Source organism: Arthrobacter zhaoxinii (genome assembly GCF_024385505.1).
GTDB classification, from domain to species: Bacteria; Actinomycetota; Actinomycetes; order Actinomycetales; family Micrococcaceae; genus Arthrobacter_B; species Arthrobacter_B zhaoxinii.
On sequence record NZ_JANFLT010000001.1, the window covers coordinates 337,660 to 354,052 of the forward strand.

Here is a 16,393-nt window from a genome sequence, read left to right on the forward strand (position 1 = left end):
GTTCCGGGCGGCCGTTGGAAGGCCGGGAGAACCGGACCGGGGGAAGCACCTGATAGACATTAAGCCTGGGCCGGTTCCTCCACCGGACCGAGAGCCAGTGCCAATCCACCGCGGGAGCATCCAGATGCAAGACGACAGCGGACCGTTGAGTCCCGAGAATACCCCGGAGCAGACAACCCTGCCCGCCACGGCCGCGCAGACGTCCCCGGAGAACCCCTGGCCGCTTGCCCTGCTTTCAAAGAACCTCAAAAGCTACATTGACCGCGCCCCCGCCACCTGGGTGGAGGGCCAGGTGATCGAACTGAACCGCCGGGCCAATGCCTCCTACATCACGCTGCGCGACGTCGACGCCGAGGTCTCGCTGTCCCTGACGGCGTGGAGCACGGTCATGAACCGGTTGGAGCTGCCGCTGGAGCGCGGTGCCCGGGTGGTGGCCTTGGTGAAGCCGGATTTCTGGGTCAAGACCGGACGCCTGTCCATGCAGACCCGCGACATCCGGCCAGTGGGGCTGGGCGATCTGCTCGCCCGGATTGAACGCCTGCGCCATGCCCTGGCCGCCGAAGGACTCTTCCGCGAGGACCGCAAGCTCCCGCTGCCGCTGCTGCCGGGCAGGATCGGGCTGATTACCGGCCGGAACTCCGACGCCATGAAGGACGTGATGCGCAATGCCGCGCTCCGCTGGCCCGCCGTCGAGTTCGAAGTCCGCGAAGTGGCGGTCCAGGGCGTCAATGCGGTGGCCGAGGTGTCCCGGGCCCTGGCGGAGCTCGATGCCATGCCTGAAGTGGATGTGATCATCATTGCCCGCGGCGGCGGCTCGCTGGAGGACCTGCTGGCCTTCAGCCACGAGGATCTGGTCCGTGCGGTCTCGGCGGCCTCGACTCCGGTGGTCAGCGCCATCGGCCACGAAGCGGACCGTCCCCTGCTCGACGACGTGGCCGACCTGCGTGCCTCCACCCCCACCGATGCCGCGAAGCGCGTGGTGCCCGACGTCGGCGAGGAACTGGCACGGATCCGGCAGTCACGGGCCCAGCTGCGGCGCATCCTCGGCACGGTCCTGAGCCGGGAAACGGACCGGCTGAACCACGTCCGCTCCCGCCCGGCCCTGGCCGCACCGCTGTCCATGGTGGACCGGCGCCAGGAAGAGGTTTCCCGGCTGCGGTCCCGCGCCCTGTCCGCGGTTACTGCGGAGGTCCGCCGCGATGCGGACCGGATCGGCCATCTGCGCGCACAGGTCCGTGCCCTGTCGCCGCAGAACACCCTGGACCGCGGCTACGCGGTCGTCCAGCTCCAGGACGGCTCCGTGGTGCGCGAAGCCGAAACGGTCCCGGCCGGCGCGCAGCTGCGGATCCGCGTGGCCGTCGGCGAACTCACGGCCACCGAAGGCACCCGCTAGCCGGCCCGGCTGCCCACCCCGTTTCCCCAGCCCGTTTACCCAGCCCCAGCAAAGCCCGTAAAGGACAAGAACATGAGTGAAACACCGGCAGTACCCGCAGTACCGGCAGACATCGAGGCCATGAGCTACGAGCAGGCCCGCGACGAGCTCCTGTCCGTCGTGGGCCGGCTCGAAACCGGCGGCGCCAGCCTGGAGGAGTCCCTGGCCCTGTGGGAGCGCGGCGAGCATCTGGCCACCCGCTGCGAATCCTGGCTCGAGGGCGCCCGCCAGCGCCTGGACGCTGCCCGCGGGCAGGCTGCCGGCGAGTAAGGCGGGGCTGGGCAGGGCTGGGACAGCCCTGCCCAGCCCCGCATCGCCGAGCGAGGAACGAGCGGGGAAGCAGCGAACCAGGGTTCCCTGACCGAGCATGCGAGGCGAGGGGTGGTTCGCTGCGCTAAGGGGCGGCGGGCTGTCGCCTGCCCTGCCCCCAGCAGGGCCCTGCCCCCGCCCGACCCCTACGGCTTGTAGCTCCCCAGGAACTCGGCCAGACGTGTCATGGCGTCCTCAATGTCCTCCACGTTGGGCAGGGTCACCATCCGGAAGTGGTCCGGGCGCACCCAGTTGAACGCGGTGCCGACAGACACCAGGATCTTCTGCTGCTTGAGCAGGTCCAGGGCGAACTGTTCGTCGTCCTTGATCGGATAGACCTCGGGGTCCAGGCGCGGGAACAGGTAGAGGGCGCCCTGCGCCAGTTCACAGGTGACACCGGGGATGGCGTTGAGCATCTGGTGCGCCTTGTCGCGCTGGGCGCGCAGGCGTCCGCCAGGCAGGATCAGGTCATTGATGCTCTGATAGCCGCCGAGAGCGGTCTGGATGGCGTGCTGGGCGGGCACATTCGCGCACAGGCGCATGTTCGCCAGCAGGTTGATGCCCTCGATGTAGTCCGCTGCGTCCCGCTTCGGCCCGGAAATGGCCATCCACCCGCTGCGGTAGCCGGCAATCCGGTAGGCCTTGGACAGGCCGCTGAAGGTCAGACAGAGAACGTCGTCGCCGGTGACCGTTGCCGAGTTCACGTGCACGGCGTCGTCGTAAAGGATCTTTTCGTAGATTTCGTCCGAGAAGATGATCAGCCCGTGCTTGCGCGCCAGGTCCACGATGGCCTTCACCACATGCTCCGGGTAGACGGCACCGGTGGGGTTGTTCGGGTTGATCAGGACAATGCCCTTGGTGCGGTCCGTGATTTTGGAGGCGAGGTCCTCCACGTCAGGCCACCAGTGCTCGGATTCGTCGCACAGGTAGTGCACCGCCGTGCCGCCGGCCAGCGAGACCGAGGCGGTCCACAGCGGGTAGTCCGGCGCCGGGACGAGGATCTCATCGCCGTTGTTCAGCAGCGCCTGCATCGAGAGTGTGATCAGTTCGCTGACACCGTTGCCCAGGTACACGTCGTCGACGTCGATGTTGTTGATCCCGCGGCTTTGGTAGTACTGCACGACGGCGGTGCGGGCGGAGAAGATGCCGCGGGAGTCGCTGTAGCCCTGGGCCTTGGGCAGGTGCCGCATCATGTCCACCAGGATGGCTTCGGGCGCTTCAAAACCGAACGGGGCGGGATTGCCGATGTTCAGCTTGAGGATCCGGTGGCCTGCTGCTTCCATCCGCTGCGCGTGTTCGAGCAACGGTCCACGGATGTCATACAGGACGTTGTGGAGTTTGTGCGACTGCTTGAATTCTGCCATTTCCTTAGGATGCCACAGGCGGCGTCCGGAGCAGCGTATGTTTCGCTGCTCCGGACGCCGCCTGCAGCCCGGAAGGCGGGACGGGTCAGGCCAGGCCCTTTTCCTCCAGCCAGTCCTGCGCAGCCTCGGCCGGGTCGAGCTTCTGGTCACCGCTGACGGCCTGGTTCAGGGCAATGAGGTCTTCGGTGGTCAGCTGGGCGGATACCTCGTCCAGCACCTTCCGGGCCTCGTCGTTCACGCGGTCATCGGCGATCAGCGGGATGACCTGCTGGGCAGGCCAGTTCTGCTTCGGGTCCTCCAGGACCACCAGTCCGTTTTCCTCGATGGCGGGGGTGGTGGTGTAGATGTCCGCCACCTGGACGTCATCGTTCAGCAGGGCGTCGACGGTCAGCGGGCCGCCGCTGTCACCGATGGGAGTGAATTCCTTGAATTCGCAGCCGTACTTTTCCTTCAGGCCGGCGAGGCCCTGGGTCCGCTCCGCGAACTCGGCAGGTGCACCGAGGGTCAGTTCACCGCAGACCTTGGCCAGGTCCTCGATGCTCTCAAGCTGGTACTTCTCAGCCGTGGCGGCAGTGACCACCATGGCGTCCTTGTCTTCGGCCTCGGAGGGCTCCAGAACCACCAGGTTCTCCGGCAGTTTTTCGCTGAGGGAATCCACTATCTCGCCGGCGTCCACCAGGTCCGTTTCCGGGTCCGCGTGGACCAGCAGGGCTCCGGTGTACTCCGGAATCAGGTCGATCGAGCCGTCCTCGAGGGCGGGGATGTAGACCTCGCGGGAGCCGATGCCGAGCCGGGTTTCGGTCTCGATGCCCGCCGCGTTGAGGGCGCCGGCATAGATCTCGGCGATGGTGCTGCTTTCCGGGAAGTCCGCCGAGCCCACCACCAGTGTCTGCTCGGTGCTGCTGCCGGAAGCTTCGGGGGTGGCTTCGTTCTCCAGCGGGTCCCCTCCTCCGCTGCAGCCGGCCAGGGCCAGGGCCATGCCGCCGGCCAGGACGGCCAGGGCCTTCCGCCGTGCGGTGGGGCGCGGGTGCTGCATCATGGTTTTCCTCCTTGTGCGCCGGCGGCGGGTACTCCGCTGCCGGTCGATGTACCGGCCGCGCCGGGGCGGCCGAGTCCTGACGGGATCAGAAAGCGTGATCCCAACGCAATCACGGCATCCACGGCGAGCGCCAGCAGGGCAATGATGACCGCTCCTCCGAAGACCCGCCCGTAGTCTCCCACCGCCAGGCCGTCGATCAGATAGCGGCCCAGGCCGCCCAGGTTGATCGTGGCCACCACGGCGGCCGTTGCCACCACCTGCAGGGTGGCACCGCGCAGCCCGCCCAGGATCACGCGCATCCCGTTGGGGACCTCCACCCGGAACAGTACCTGTACCTCGCTCATGCCCAGGCTGCGGGCGGCGTCGACGACGGCCCGGTCCACCGAGGCGACCCCCGCGTAGGTCCCGGCCAGCAGCGGCGGAACGGCAAGGAGCACCAGTGACCAGATGGGCGGCATCAGCCCCAGCCCGGCCAGCAGGACGAACAGGGTGAGCATGCCCAGGGTGGGCAGTGCCCGCAGCAGCCCGGAGACTGCCACCACCGCTACCTGCCCGCGTCCGGTGTGCCCGATGAACAGGCCCAGCGGCACCGCGATGAGCGCGGCGATCAGCAGGGCCAGGCCGGTGTACTGCAGGTGCTCCAGGGTCCGCACCGGGATGCCTGCCGGCCCGGACCAGTTAGCCGGGTCCAGAAGCCATTCCCAACCCTGCCCGAGGGCGTTGGTACTGGTGTAGTCGGTGCGCGGGATGCCAACCATGCCTACGCCCCCTTCAGCGCGACGTCGGGCGCGGCCGCCGCCGGGCGGGCGGCGGGTGCCGGTCCCCCGCCGTCCGTGCCGCCGGCGCGGTTGGCGCGGCTACGCGCGGCCCGGCCGGATCCGCCGGCGCGGGTCCAGGGCGTGAGCAGTCGCTGCGCCAGGACCAGGACAAGGTCCATCAGGAACGCCAGGACGAGAGTGGCGATGATCCCCACCACGATCTCGGTCAGGAAATAGCGGCGCAGTCCGTCGGTGAAGAAGAACCCGAGGTTTTCGACGCCGATCAGGGCACCGACGCTGACCATGGAGATGTTGCTGACCGAGACTACGCGCAGCCCGGCGATGAGTACCGGAACGGACAGCGGCAGATCCACGGTGAGGAACCGGCGCAGCGGCCGGTAGCCCATGGCCACCGCGGCCTGGCGGACGCCGTCGTCCACGGAATCAAACGCGTCGATGCCCACGCGCAGCATCAGCGCCACGGCATAGATGGTCAGGGCCACGATGATGTTGGCGAGGTCGAGGATGCGGGTGCCCAGGATGGCCGGAAGGGTGACGAACAGGGCCAGCGACGGAATGGTGTACAGCAGCGACCCTGCGGAGAGGACGAAGCCCCGGATCTTCCGCCGGCCGCGCACCAGCTGTGCCAGGGGAAGGGCAATCAGGACGCCGATCACCAGGGGCAGCACCGACTGGTAGAGGTGCAGCCCGCCGAGCCGGAAAACGTCGTCGGTGTGGGCCAGGAACCATTCCATCTCAGCCCCCGGCCCGCTGCAGGCGTGCGGCCTCGATCAGGGCCAGGATTTCGGTGGCCCGGACGACGCCGGTCACCCGCCCGGCCGCGTCCACGGCCACGCCCAGCCCGGACGGGGAGGAGAGGGCAGCGTCCAGCGCGCGGCGCAGGCTGGTTCCCTCCGGATAGAGGGAACCGCCCGGCACCAGGTCCCCGGTGCCGGTGATGGCGCCCCGGCGGCCTGCAGGCACCCAGCCCAGCGGGGCGCCGTCGTCATCCACGCACAGGGCCCAGCCGTCGTCGACCGTTGCGGCGGGGTCCGGCAGCCGGTCTGCGGCGATGAGCTGCACCGGATGCAGGGGCACGGCGTTGCCGTCCTGGAAGGACAGGTGCCGGAAGCCGCGGTCCCTCCCGACAAACCCTGCCACGAAGTCATCAACGGGCGCCCGGAGGATCTCCTCGGGGGCGGCATACTGGGCGAGCCTGCCGCCGGTGGCGAAGACCGCCACCTTGTCCCCCAGAATGGTGGCCTCGTCAATGTCGTGGGTGACGAACACGATGGTCTTGGCCAGTTCCTTCTGCAGCCGCAGCAGCTCTTCCTGCAGTTCGGCCCGCACCACCGGATCCACTGCGCTGAAGGGTTCGTCCATCAGCAGCACCGGCGGGTCCGCGGCAAGGGCGCGGGCAACACCGACCCGCTGCTGCTGTCCGCCGGAAAGCTGGGCCGGATATCTGTCGCCCAGACCGGAGGCCAGCCCGACGACGTCGAGCAGCTCCGCGGCCCGGCGCCGCGCCTCGCGCCGCGGGGTGCCGTTCAGGCGCGGCACCGTCGCCACGTTGTCCAGCACGGTCCGGTGCGGCAGCAGGCCGGAGGACTGCATCACGTAGCCCATGGAACGCCGCAGCTGCGCGGCCTTGACGGTGGAGATGTCCCGGCCGTCAACCTCGATGCTTCCCGCCGTCGGTTCCACCATCCGGTTGATCATGCGCAGCGAGGTGGTTTTTCCGCAGCCGGACGGTCCGACGAAGACGGTGATGGACCCGCGCTCGATGTCCAGGTTCAGGTTTTGGACAGCCGGCGCGGCATCGCCGTAGGTCTTGGTTACTGTCCGGAACCGGATCATCGCCCGGTCAGAGGCGGTACCGGCGGGCGGCTGGAAGGAATCGGAACGAACAGCGGGTTCTGGCGGCGGAGTCATTGGTGCATGCCTTCCGTGGGGGTGCCGGTGTGCCGGGCAGCTCGCGACGTGCCGTGAAGCATCACGGTATTTCACACGTGCGGCGCTAGTCCAGCGTCCATAAGGTCCGGAATGGAAAGGGGGGACGGGGAGTGGTTGCTTGCCTCTCAGGGTATCCGGCGGCCGGGGGCAAGCAGACGCAGCCCGGTGTCCACCAGCTCGGTCCGGTTGAGGGCCGGGACCTCGTCCAGCGGTATCCACGCGGCCTCATCCGTGCTCCCGCTTTGTTCATGGCGCAGCGATCCGCCGGTCAGCGTGGCCCGGTAGATGATCCGCAGGGCATGAAGCATCCGGGGTTCCCCGCGCATGCGTTTTTCCGGAGGGATGAAGATGCTGTCCACCCCCAGAAGCTCTTCCAGGCAGGCGTCATAGCCGGTTTCCTCCCGCACTTCCCGCAGAGCGGCGGCAGGGGCGTCCTCGCCCCGTTCCAGCCCGCCTCCGGGGAGCGTCCATCGGGAGTTGCCGTGCTCGTTCCAGTGCGCCAGGAGCAGCTGCCCCTCACGGACAATCACCGCATACGCCCCGACCCGGACGTCGAAGTCAGCGGACATTGCCGCCGCCGATCGGGTCGCTTCCCGCGGATCCGGAACCTCCCGCGCCGAGCAGGTAGGCCACCCCGAAAACGGGGTCGGCCGTGAGGAAGCGGATGTCCGTCAGTCCTGCTGCGGACAAGCTATCCCGCAGCAGATCCTGCAGCATCGGCTGGTGCATCCCCAGTCCCCCGCCGATCACCACCGGTCCGGAGACCTGCAGCAGGCCGGCCACGTCCAGGATGAGTCCGGTCAGGTGTCCGGCGGCCTCGGCCACGATTGCTGCGGCTGCGGAGTTCCCTTCCTGTGCCGCTTCGAAGACCAGCCCCGCCTTGCCTGCCCAGTACCGGCGGTCGGTGGGCCCGTGGAACAGGCCGATCAGCGACTCCGGGGTGGCCGCGCCGCACCCGCGCAGCAGGGCACGGCTGAGCGAATCCGGTTCGAGGCCCAGGTTAAAGCGCCGGAGGGTGTGCCGGACGGCTTCGCGTCCCATCCAGTAGCCGCTGCCCTCGTCGCCGAGCAGGTAGCCCCAGCCGCCGGAGCGGGCCTGCCTGCCGGAGCCGTCGATGCCCCAGGCCACGGAACCGGTGCCGGCAATAAGGGCAATGCCCTCCGAAGCTTCACCGGCGGCGAGGATGAGGCGGGTGTCGTGGATGACGTCGACGACGGCGCCGGGCACGTGTTCGGCGATCAGGGCGCGCAGGGCATCCTCGTCCTGTGCTGTGTCCACGCCCCCGGACCCGGCGATCACCCGGCCAACGCCGTCGGTTCCCAGCCCGGCGAAAACTTCCGCGAGGGATTCCCGGGCGGCCGCTACCGGGACATTCTGCACGTTGGCGCTGCCGGCAATGAATTCGGCTGCGGCAGTGCCCCGGTGCAGCCGGATGCCGTGGGTCTTGGTTCCGCCGATGTCGAGGCCTATGGTGTCCGGGCCGGCGTCGTGAGAGCCGGCGTCGTCGGTGGCGGGAGGAGGGAATGCTTGCATTCGTCCACCCTACGTTCGGCGCCGGTGCGGGGCGAAGTTAGCCGGCGAAGCTGCGGCGCCGGTTCCGCCGCAGGCTCAGGACGGCCAGGGTCAGGCATGCTGCCGTAATCAGCCCCGAGAACCAGGCCACCGAAACATCCAGTCCCCAGATGCCGCCGGCGGCACCGAGGCCGAGCACCGGGATGGCGCTGCCGAGGTAGGTAATGACGTAGACCGTGCTGATAATCCGGGCGTGCTCGGCCGCCTCAACCGCTGCGGCAACTTCGTTGAACACCACCCGGAAGGCCATGCCCTGTCCGAAGCCTGCCATGAGGCAGCCAACCGTCAGGAGCACGAGGCTTCCGGTGGCCCCGGCCACGGGGATCAGCGCAATGCCGGTGCCCATGGCGGCGAGCCCGACGGGTGCCGTGTAGCGGCCGCGGATGCCGGTGAGCTGGCTGACCGCCGACGCCCCCAGCGCCAGGGCGGCCAGCAGTCCGATGGCGGGCCGCCACGTGGTGCCGGCGATGGAGGAAAAGTAGGTGGGCGCCAGCGACAGGCAGAATCCGAAGGCTGCGAAGCTGAGGAACCCGGTGGTCGAGGCAATCCAGAACTGCGAACGGGCCCGGTGCGAGACAGCGGGCTTGCGCGGACGCAGCATCGCCAGCGGCCCGCCGTCGGGAAGGGAGATGGCCGGGCGTGCCTTCAGCAGGCACAGCGGAACCAGAAGTGCGGCCAGGACTGCCGAGTGGATGAGGAACGGCGTCATGGTGGGCGAGGGCAGCAGGGACAGCAGCCCGCCGATCACCGGGCCCGCCGCAACACCGCCGGCTGAAACGAGCAGAGTGAACCGGGTGGCCCATTCGGGTTTATGCGGCAGCAGCTCGCGCAGGGCGGCGGAGCTGGCACCGGTGGCCAGGGCCACCGAGGCGCCCTGGAGGGCGCGGCCGAGCATCAGGGCGCCGACTCCGGTGGCGGTGCCGAAGATCAGTCCGCCGGCGAGGGAGACGACGCCGGCCACCACCATGGCGGCCCGGCGGCCGATGTAGTCGGACCAGTGCCCCACCAGCAGCAGGCCTGCCACCAGGACCAGCACATAGGAGGCGAACGCCAGCGTGACGCCGAAGTAGGACAGGCCCAGCGACTCGCCCAGCAGCGGATACAGCGGGGTCGCGAGGTTGGCGCCGATTAGCAGGGTGCCCATGACGGAAATCGTCAGGATCAGCCGGGGCCGGATGGCCGCGTCCCACTCCTTCCGCCTGGTGCGGGCGGCGGGCTGCATACGCAGCTCACTGAGCACTGTCACGGGGCACATCCATCCTATTTGTAGCTAATGCTCCTACAGGATGAAGGACCGGCGAGCAGTGCAGACACATTAGACTGGTTTTTTGATCGATCCGCTCAATAAAGTCTTGAGTTACTGACAGGAGCTGCGCTAGATGGCCAATCTGGACTCGCTGGACCGCCGGTTGCTGCTGGAACTGGTTCGGGACCCCCGGGCGCAGATCAGCGACCTGAGCGAGAAACTCGGTGTGGCCCGCAATACCGCCCAGAGCCACGTACGCCACCTGATGCGCACCGGCGTCATCCGCAACAGCGGCCGCGACGTCGATCTGGCCAAGCTGGGCTACGACGTGCAGGCCTTTGTCACCATCGAGGTGAACCACCGGGATCTCGACGGCGTCATTTCCGGACTGCGCACGCTCCCCCAGGTGCTTGAAGTGCACGAGATTTCCGGGCGCGGCGATGTCTGGTGCCGACTCACCGCCACGGACACGCAGCAGTTGCAGCAGACCCTGCGTTCAGTTCTGAGGATCAAGGGAGTGATCCGGACGGAAACGGTGCTGGCCCTGCACGAACACATTCCGTACCGCACCGAACCCCTGCTGGAAAAACTGGTCCCGCCCGCGGTGTGATGCTGCAGGCAGTGCTGCCCGGCTACAGCCGGGCGGCGGCTACCGTCCGGCAGCTCCTACTATCCGGCGGCCTATCCGGCGGCGCGGAGCAGCCGGTGTGCCGTTTCCAGCCGGACCAGGGCATTCCGGGTTCGGCTTGTCCCCTGTCCGGCACGTGCACCGGACACGAGCGTGAGCACGACGCCGGCGGCCCTGGCGTTCAGCGCTGCCGGATCCACGGCCTCTTCAAAGACCCGCCGGTAACCGGCCAGTGCCCGGTCCAGCTGGGGACGCCCGGGATTGGCGGCGGCAAGGACCGCCAGATGTCCCAGCAGGCAGGCCAGATCATCCACCCGCCGTCCCGGACCCAGTCCGTCGACGTCCAGCAGGCCGGTGACCGTTCCCCCGTTCAGCAGCAGGTTGCCCTCATGGAAGTCCCCGTGGGCCGGTACGAGCGGCCCCGCCGGAGCGGAGTCCACTGCCTCCCGGATGCCGCGGGCAAGCTCGCGGATGCGGGCTGCCTCCCCGGGCAGGGCTGCGGCCGCAGTGGCGGCATAATCCTCGGCACGGTCCGCCCAGGACCGGCGCAGCGGCAGGTCCAGCGCCGCGGACGGCAACGCATCCAGCAGCTCCAGGAATGTTTCGGGCCGTACCTTCGCGGCGCCGTCGTCGACCAGGAGCCGGAACAGGGAGGTGCCGGGAAGAGCGCTGAGGACGGCTGCGCCGCGGGCAGCGTCCGCAGGAGCCGGAAGGAGCCGCGGGGCCGGTACGCTGCCGGCCTCCAGCAGGCGGTGCCGCCGGCGCAGTCCGGGCAGCAGCGCCGGAGGAAGAAGCTTCAGATACGCTGCCTGGCCGGAGTGTTCGGCGCGGAGCACGGCCCGGCGCAGCGGCCGGTAGGCGACGAGCGAAAGCCGGACCGGCTCCGCTGCGGCAAAGACGTCCCTGGCCACGGCCGCGGCATCAGTGGCCCAAGGCAGGGACCGGAGCACCGGGTCGTGGGGGTGGACCCACAGCTGAAGCTCCAGGCCGGCGATCCGGGCCGCGGCGACCTCGGGTCCGGCGGCGTCGGTGCCATCCGCGGTGGTGGCTCCGAGATGAAGGGTGAGGTCCGTTCCGGGGTTCGGCCCGCCCCCGGCCGGCCTGCGGCAGCGGACCCGGTAAAGGGCCGAGACGGCTCCTCCGGGACGGTGGTGGCTGCGCAGGTGTTCCCAGTGCTCCAGCTTCAGCCCCCGGGCCCGGAGCAGGTCCTGCAGGGGTCCCCGCATCGCGGCGCTGCTCAGGACGGAGAGCGTATCTGCTGCCGGCACGCGGCGGCGGTTGGGTACGGCCGGCACGGCAGGCGCCTAGCCTAGCGTCGCCTAGGCCCGCCGGCGCTGCAGGACGTCGTCGAGGTTGATCTTGCCGGTCTCAGTTCGTTCTTGGTGGGCAGGCGCAGCAGGTGCAGCGGGTGCGCTGGAAGGGCGCAGCGGGGTCTTGGCCAGGGACCGCGGGGTTTCCGGCAGGACGATGGGTTCCGGGGCCGGGCGCTCCGCCTTGGGCGCATCGACGTAAACCGGCTTGGGCAGCTCAACCGGCTGCCAGGGCGTGGTGCTGGGCCGGGCGGGGGGCTGAACGACGGCTGCAACGGACGGCAGGGCCTCCGTGCGCGGTTCCTCGGCCCTTGTCCGGGCCGGGAGTGCACCCCCTGCGGCTACGGTTTCCTCCGGCACGGGCGCGGACTCGCGGTCAAAAAGGACAGTTTCGCGCTGCGGCTCGGTGTCCGCTTCGGGGATCTCCAGCTCTGCGACTGACAGGTTCTGCAGCTCACGGGGGTCGGGTCCCATGGCGGCGCGGAATGCGTTGTCGACCCGGCGCCTGCGGTCGCGCAGGGCGAGGGAGCGGAGCATCGCGACAACCGCGGCCAGCGCGCCCAGGCCGACGACGGGGAGGAGCCAGGATACGGCAGTGAAGGCGGCAAGAAGCGTGCCGATGACAACCGTCAGGACGGCGGCAAGGCCGGCAGCTGCAAGGACGGTGCGGCCGGTGCGGATCCGGAAGGCCTGTGCGGGCTCCGTCGGGCGCGCGGCTTGCTGACCGTAGACGTGCAGAGACCCGCCCCCGCTGGGTGTGGTGCTGATGTTGTTCATGATGATCCCCTGGGACCCCTTGTCCGGTGAGGCGGACGGGCGGATGGTGTTGGCGGACGTGGTCTGCTCGGCATGCTGTTTAGAGAGAAGTCCACACCTATGACGGTAGAAGCTCCGGACCACCGGTACCCGCATTCGGTCCGGTGTGTCGGCGTGTCCGGCTGGAAAATCGCTGACTAGTGGCCGCGCCGGGATTTCCAGCGGTTCAGGAGGCCTTCCGGGACCTCTTCGGCAGTGAGTGCAAAGCTCCGGTGGTCGGCCCACGCGCCGTCGATATGAAGGTATCGCTCGCGCATGCCTTCATCCCGGAATCCGAGCTTTTCCACCACCCGCAGGCTTGGGCCGTTCTCCGGCCGGATGTTGATTTCCATCCGATGCAGGGCCAGCGCCTGGAAGCAGTGGTCGGTGGCCAGCGCCACCGCCGTCGGTACAATCCCCCGGCCGGCCCTGCCCTGATCCACCCAGTAGCCCAGGGTCGCCATCCGGGCCGATCCCCAGACGATCGTGGAAACAGTCAGCTGTCCCACGATCGCCGGCGGCCGGGACGGATCCTGCCGCTCCGTGATGAGGAACGGCAGGGCCGAATCCTGCCGTGCCTGGCGGTTGAGGCTGCGCACCATGTCACCGTAGGTCGGCGGCTCGCCGCCGGAGACGGGGTTGCTCGCCTCCCAGGGCCCTACCCAGCCGGCATTGCGGGAACGGACTTCCGTCCATTCCCGCCGGTCCCGGTGCCGGATCGGCCGGAGGATGACGTCGTCACTCTCCAGCACCACCGGCCACGCCACCGAATCAGGCATCAGTAGTTAGTCTTCGAGCGTGCCGGTGAAATCCTTTAGCCAGTCCCGCAGCGCCGGGCCGAGATCCTCGCGTTCGGATGCCAGTGAAACCACGGCCTTGAGGTAGCTCAGCTTGTCGCCGGTGTCATAGCGGCGGCCGCGGAACACGACGCCGTAGACGCCGGAGCCTTCGCCCTCACCGGCAGCCAGCGTCTGCAGTGCATCCGTCAGCTGGATTTCGCCGCCCCGGCCCGGACCGGTTTCTTCGAGAACTTCGAAGACCGACGGGTGGAGGACGTAGCGCCCGATCACTGCCAGGTTGGAGGGTGCGTCGGCGACGTCGGGCTTTTCCACGAGCTTGTTGACGCGGACGTAGTCCTCACCCTCGACCACGGAGATATCGGCACAGCCGTAAGCGCTGATCTGCTCCGGATCCACCTCGATCAGGGCAATAACGGAACCGCCGGTCTTTGCCTGGACCTCGACCATCTTTTCCAGCAGATCGTCACGGGCATCAATCAGGTCATCGCCCAGCAGGACGGCGAAGGGTTCGTCGCCGATGTGCAGCTTGGCCCGCAGGACGGCATGGCCCAGCCCCTTGGGGTCGCCCTGGCGGAGGTAGTGGATTTCGCCGAGCTCGGAAGCAGCCCGCACCAATGCGAGCTTTTCCAGGTCACCCTTATCTTCCAGCGTCTTTTCGATGAAGGGGACCCGGTCGAAATGGTCCTCGAGGGAGCGCTTGTTACGCCCGGTGATCATAAGAATGTCCGGCATACCCGCGTTGACGGCCTCTTCGACCACGTACTGAATGGCCGGCTTATCCACCACCGGAAGCATTTCCTTCGGCATGGCCTTGGTGGCGGGGAGGAAGCGCGTACCCAGGCCGGCGGCGGGGATTACGGCTTTGGTTATGGAGGGGCGTGACGTCGTCATAGTCGTAAGCGTACCTAAGAGGTCTCAGATTGCACCAAATAAGCATCCGGATAGGGACAATGGGCATATGCGTGCACTAAACAAGGATCAGGCCCGAAGAGATTTCCTGCGCTTACGCCGGGAAATGACGGATGCCGACAAAGCCAATGCCGCCTCCGGCCTTGCCCGCCTCGGACTCGCCCGGGCGCAGGAACTGGTGCCGCGCGGCGGAACGGTGGCCGGATACCTGTCAGTGGGGTCCGAGCCTGGCACGGGCGAGTTGCTGGAGGGCCTGTGCAGGGCCGGGTACCGTGTTGTGGTCCCGGTGTGCGAACCCGGGCGCAGGTTGTCGTGGTGTGACTGGACACCCGAAACCGTGCTGGCACCGGGACTGCACGGCTCGCTCCTGGAACCCACCGGTGAACGTTTCGCCGCCGCCGATCTGCCGGAGCTCGGCCTCGTGCTCGTACCGGCGCTGGCAGCGGATTCCAGCGGCGGGCGGATGGGCAAGGGCGGCGGTTATTACGACCGGTTCCTGGCACGGCTGCGTGCGGACGGTAACCCCGCCCCCGCTGCGGCAGTGGTCTATGACCACGAGTTCGTTCCGGCCGGGAGCTTCGAAACCACCCCCCTGGATGCAGCGGTGGACGCCGTGCTGACACCCTCGGAGTGGCGGCAGGTGCCGTCGGAGCCCATGTATACTTAGCACTCAAGGCTTGAGAGTGCCAGCTTGAGAGTTGCCCAAGGAGGATCACCAGAGTGCCCACGTATGCCTACGCCTGCAAGGACTGCTCCCATTCGTTCGATATCCAGCAGTCCTTCAGTGAAGACTCCCTGACGGTCTGCCCCGAGTGCGGCGGCCGCCTGCGGAAGAAGTTCAACAGCGTCGGAGTTGTCTTCAAGGGCTCCGGTTTCTACCGCACCGATTCGCGCGACGCCGCATCCACTGTCCCCGCAGCTCCTGCCAAGTCGGACAGTTCCCCCGCGGCACCTGCCGGAGCCGGAACCTCCGCACCTGCCCCCGCCGCAGGTTCGGGCAGCTCACAGTCCTAAGTCCCGCCGCCGGACCGGGTTTCCCGGCACCGTAGCTGCCCGCCACGCGGTGTAACCCCGGAGCCTGCTTTTCTCCGTCTCTTCCTCCACATCGGCACTTTTGCCCCGGCGCCGCTGACACCACGGTTGCTTCCTGAACCATGGCTGCTGCCGCGGAGCGTCCCGCGGCTAGCGTGGCTGCATGCCTTTTCGCCGCCTTATCGCCCGGCCGGCCCCCGATCCCTATCCGGGCCTGCCTTCCGGTTCCACGGGCCCTGCTGGAAGTGTTCGCCGCTTCATCGTCCGCCACCGCCGTCTGCTCGCAGCCCTGGCCTGCTGTGCGGCCGCCGGATCCGCAGTCGAGGCGTTGGTCCCGGAGACCGCGGAACGGTCCGCTATGGTCCGTGCTGCCCGGGATTTGCCCGCCGGCACGGTGCTCGATGCCGGAACCATGGAGACGGTACGCGTGCCCGCCGAGGCCGTTCCGCCCGGCGCCCACAAAGAGCCGGAGGCCTTGCTGGGCCGGCGGCTCGCCACCCCGCTGCTCCGGGGCAGCCCCGTCACTGAAATCTCCCTCGCCGGCGCCGGGCTGCTGATCGGCTCTCCGCCCGGATCCGTGGCCGTTCCCCTGCGCCCTGCAGATCCTTCCGTCCTCGATCTGCTCGGTCCCGGGCAGCTTGTCAACGTTGTTGCGGGGGCCGACGACGCGTGGGGCAGCACGGCAGCAGGCGATGCGACGGCGGAGGACGGCGGTGCAGTTGTCCTGGCCGCCTCGGTGCCGGTGCTGTGGGTCTCCGGCGGCGACGCGGCCGGCGGGTGGCCGGGCAGCGGCGGCGGAGAGGGGTTGGTGGTGGTGGCGGCGGACCGGGACAACGCCGCCCGCCTCACAGCGGCCTCCGGGTCAGGCGGGGTCTATCTGGTTCTGACGGACGACGGCTAGGCTGCCGCGGCGCAGGCAGCCCTGCAGGTCATCCCCAGTGCGGGGGGCGCTGCTCCCGCAGCCAGGAATCGCTGTCCTCAAGGCTGTCGCCCCACACCCGGGGATCGTCCTCCTTGGCGGTCACAGGCAAAAGCCCGGCCGCACCGACCGGTCCCGCCGAAACCGCCCGGCGGTTGCCGCGCCGTCGGGGGCTGCGCGGGCCGGTGTCCGGGGAATCGTTGTCCGGGGCCGCGCCCTCAGGCGTGCTGCCCGGGGCCTCGTGCTCCCCCGCAGCCGGGGTGGTCCCCGAGGCTGCGGCGGAGTTCTCCGCCGCAGCCTCCGGGACCACCGGTTCCTCAGTCATTG

General features: G+C 68.8%; 19 protein-coding genes. 6 read left to right on the forward strand and 13 right to left on the reverse strand.

Features of this window, described 5'->3' with window-relative positions; genetic code table 11:
- The first annotated feature begins 124 nt into the window (after positions 1 to 124).
- Positions 125 to 1,393 (forward strand): exodeoxyribonuclease VII large subunit, encoded by a 1,269-nt coding sequence (xseA, locus tag NNX37_RS01515; protein WP_255790391.1) that lies wholly within the window; start codon positions 125 to 127, stop codon positions 1,391 to 1,393.
- A 72-nt stretch (positions 1,394 to 1,465) separates the two neighbouring features.
- Complete coding sequence (locus NNX37_RS01520; RefSeq protein WP_255790392.1) at positions 1,466 to 1,702, forward strand: exodeoxyribonuclease VII small subunit; 237 nt, start codon at positions 1,466 to 1,468, stop codon at positions 1,700 to 1,702.
- 185 nt (positions 1,703 to 1,887) lie between these two features.
- Here the strand turns inward: NNX37_RS01520 and NNX37_RS01525 are convergent, their stop codons facing one another.
- From NNX37_RS01525 to NNX37_RS01560, 8 genes are all read right to left on the reverse strand, one after another.
- A complete protein-coding gene (locus NNX37_RS01525; RefSeq protein WP_255790394.1) occupies positions 1,888 to 3,105 on the reverse strand; it encodes a pyridoxal phosphate-dependent aminotransferase in 1,218 nt (405 codons plus the stop codon).
- 85 nt (positions 3,106 to 3,190) lie between these two features.
- Entirely contained in the window at positions 3,191 to 4,141 is a 951-nt protein-coding gene (locus NNX37_RS01530) for an ABC transporter substrate-binding protein (protein WP_255790893.1), read from the reverse strand.
- Positions 4,141 to 4,902 (reverse strand): ABC transporter permease, encoded by a 762-nt coding sequence (locus NNX37_RS01535; protein ID WP_255790395.1) that lies wholly within the window; start codon positions 4,900 to 4,902, stop codon positions 4,141 to 4,143. The genes NNX37_RS01530 and NNX37_RS01535 overlap by 1 nt, the downstream gene beginning before the upstream one ends.
- Positions 4,903 to 4,904: 2 nt before the next feature.
- Positions 4,905 to 5,657, reverse strand: a complete 753-nt coding sequence (locus NNX37_RS01540) for an ABC transporter permease (protein ID WP_255790397.1) — start codon at positions 5,655 to 5,657, stop codon at positions 4,905 to 4,907.
- Between the two features lies 1 nt (position 5,658).
- Positions 5,659 to 6,759, reverse strand: a complete 1,101-nt coding sequence (locus tag NNX37_RS01545) for an ABC transporter ATP-binding protein (protein WP_255790894.1) — start codon at positions 6,757 to 6,759, stop codon at positions 5,659 to 5,661.
- 221 nt (positions 6,760 to 6,980) lie between these two features.
- Entirely contained in the window at positions 6,981 to 7,424 is a 444-nt protein-coding gene (locus NNX37_RS01550) for an NUDIX hydrolase (RefSeq protein ID WP_255790398.1), read from the reverse strand.
- Entirely contained in the window at positions 7,414 to 8,388 is a 975-nt protein-coding gene (locus NNX37_RS01555; RefSeq protein WP_255790399.1) for an N-acetylglucosamine kinase, read from the reverse strand. Before NNX37_RS01555 ends, NNX37_RS01550 begins: the two co-directional genes overlap by 11 nt.
- A gap of 37 nt (positions 8,389 to 8,425) precedes the next feature.
- Positions 8,426 to 9,673: an MFS transporter gene (locus NNX37_RS01560; RefSeq protein WP_255790401.1), complete on the reverse strand. Its 1,248-nt coding sequence runs from the start codon at positions 9,671 to 9,673 to the stop codon at positions 8,426 to 8,428.
- Positions 9,674 to 9,806: 133 nt separating this feature from the next.
- Here NNX37_RS01560 and NNX37_RS01565 point away from each other — a divergent pair, with 133 nt between their 5' ends.
- Positions 9,807 to 10,283 (forward strand): Lrp/AsnC family transcriptional regulator, encoded by a 477-nt coding sequence (locus NNX37_RS01565; RefSeq protein ID WP_255790402.1) that lies wholly within the window; start codon positions 9,807 to 9,809, stop codon positions 10,281 to 10,283.
- 71 nt (positions 10,284 to 10,354) lie between these two features.
- Here NNX37_RS01565 and NNX37_RS01570 read toward each other — a convergent pair whose 3' ends face one another.
- From NNX37_RS01570 to galU, 4 genes are all read right to left on the reverse strand, one after another.
- Entirely contained in the window at positions 10,355 to 11,596 is a 1,242-nt protein-coding gene (locus NNX37_RS01570; RefSeq protein ID WP_255790403.1) for a phosphotransferase, read from the reverse strand.
- 24 nt (positions 11,597 to 11,620) lie between these two features.
- Positions 11,621 to 12,388, reverse strand: coding sequence for a hypothetical protein (locus NNX37_RS01575; protein ID WP_255790404.1), 768 nt, complete (start codon positions 12,386 to 12,388; stop codon positions 11,621 to 11,623).
- Positions 12,389 to 12,564: 176 nt separating this feature from the next.
- Positions 12,565 to 13,185: a GNAT family N-acetyltransferase gene (locus NNX37_RS01580; RefSeq protein WP_255790405.1), complete on the reverse strand. Its 621-nt coding sequence runs from the start codon at positions 13,183 to 13,185 to the stop codon at positions 12,565 to 12,567.
- Positions 13,186 to 13,191: 6 nt separating this feature from the next.
- Complete coding sequence (gene galU, locus NNX37_RS01585) at positions 13,192 to 14,097, reverse strand: UTP--glucose-1-phosphate uridylyltransferase GalU (protein ID WP_255790406.1); 906 nt, start codon at positions 14,095 to 14,097, stop codon at positions 13,192 to 13,194.
- A gap of 67 nt (positions 14,098 to 14,164) precedes the next feature.
- On the opposite strand from galU, the gene NNX37_RS01590 reads away from it, so the two are divergent.
- The 3 genes from NNX37_RS01590 to NNX37_RS01600 all read left to right on the forward strand — a co-directional run bounded on the left by NNX37_RS01590 (position 14,165) and on the right by NNX37_RS01600 (position 16,048).
- On the forward strand, positions 14,165 to 14,782 hold the full coding sequence (locus NNX37_RS01590; RefSeq protein ID WP_255790407.1) for a 5-formyltetrahydrofolate cyclo-ligase: 618 nt from the start codon (positions 14,165 to 14,167) through the stop codon (positions 14,780 to 14,782).
- A gap of 53 nt (positions 14,783 to 14,835) precedes the next feature.
- On the forward strand, positions 14,836 to 15,129 hold the full coding sequence (locus NNX37_RS01595) for an FmdB family zinc ribbon protein (protein ID WP_255790412.1): 294 nt from the start codon (positions 14,836 to 14,838) through the stop codon (positions 15,127 to 15,129).
- A gap of 181 nt (positions 15,130 to 15,310) precedes the next feature.
- Complete coding sequence (locus NNX37_RS01600; RefSeq protein WP_255790414.1) at positions 15,311 to 16,048, forward strand: SAF domain-containing protein; 738 nt, start codon at positions 15,311 to 15,313, stop codon at positions 16,046 to 16,048.
- A 28-nt stretch (positions 16,049 to 16,076) separates the two neighbouring features.
- Here NNX37_RS01600 and NNX37_RS16465 read toward each other — a convergent pair whose 3' ends face one another.
- Positions 16,077 to 16,391: a hypothetical protein gene (locus NNX37_RS16465; RefSeq protein WP_308206293.1), complete on the reverse strand. Its 315-nt coding sequence runs from the start codon at positions 16,389 to 16,391 to the stop codon at positions 16,077 to 16,079.
- Between the last annotated feature and the right edge of the window lie 2 nt (positions 16,392 to 16,393).

Bases quoted from the DNA above. Each gene is read 5' to 3' on its own strand.
- xseA (WP_255790391.1), top strand. From the start codon at position 125: ATGCAAGACGACAGCGGACCGTTGAGTCCCGAGAATACCCCGGAGCAG.
- NNX37_RS01530 (WP_255790893.1), bottom strand. From the start codon at position 4,141: ATGCAGCACCCGCGCCCCACCGCACGGCGGAAGGCCCTGGCCGTCCTG.
- galU (WP_255790406.1), bottom strand. From the start codon at position 14,097: ATGACGACGTCACGCCCCTCCATAACCAAAGCCGTAATCCCCGCCGCC.
- NNX37_RS01550 (WP_255790398.1), bottom strand. From the start codon at position 7,424: ATGTCCGCTGACTTCGACGTCCGGGTCGGGGCGTATGCGGTGATTGTC.
- NNX37_RS01555 (WP_255790399.1), bottom strand. From the start codon at position 8,388: ATGCAAGCATTCCCTCCTCCCGCCACCGACGACGCCGGCTCTCACGAC.
- NNX37_RS01575 (WP_255790404.1), bottom strand. From the start codon at position 12,388: ATGAACAACATCAGCACCACACCCAGCGGGGGCGGGTCTCTGCACGTC.
- NNX37_RS01580 (WP_255790405.1), bottom strand. From the start codon at position 13,185: ATGCCTGATTCGGTGGCGTGGCCGGTGGTGCTGGAGAGTGACGACGTC.
- NNX37_RS01590 (WP_255790407.1), top strand. From the start codon at position 14,165: ATGCGTGCACTAAACAAGGATCAGGCCCGAAGAGATTTCCTGCGCTTA.
- NNX37_RS01525 (WP_255790394.1), bottom strand. From the start codon at position 3,105: ATGGCAGAATTCAAGCAGTCGCACAAACTCCACAACGTCCTGTATGAC.
- NNX37_RS01540 (WP_255790397.1), bottom strand. From the start codon at position 5,657: ATGGAATGGTTCCTGGCCCACACCGACGACGTTTTCCGGCTCGGCGGG.
- NNX37_RS16465 (WP_308206293.1), bottom strand. From the start codon at position 16,391: ATGACTGAGGAACCGGTGGTCCCGGAGGCTGCGGCGGAGAACTCCGCC.
- NNX37_RS01545 (WP_255790894.1), bottom strand. From the start codon at position 6,759: ATGATCCGGTTCCGGACAGTAACCAAGACCTACGGCGATGCCGCGCCG.
- NNX37_RS01535 (WP_255790395.1), bottom strand. From the start codon at position 4,902: ATGGTTGGCATCCCGCGCACCGACTACACCAGTACCAACGCCCTCGGG.
- NNX37_RS01520 (WP_255790392.1), top strand. From the start codon at position 1,466: ATGAGTGAAACACCGGCAGTACCCGCAGTACCGGCAGACATCGAGGCC.
- NNX37_RS01565 (WP_255790402.1), top strand. From the start codon at position 9,807: ATGGCCAATCTGGACTCGCTGGACCGCCGGTTGCTGCTGGAACTGGTT.
- NNX37_RS01600 (WP_255790414.1), top strand. From the start codon at position 15,311: ATGCCTTTTCGCCGCCTTATCGCCCGGCCGGCCCCCGATCCCTATCCG.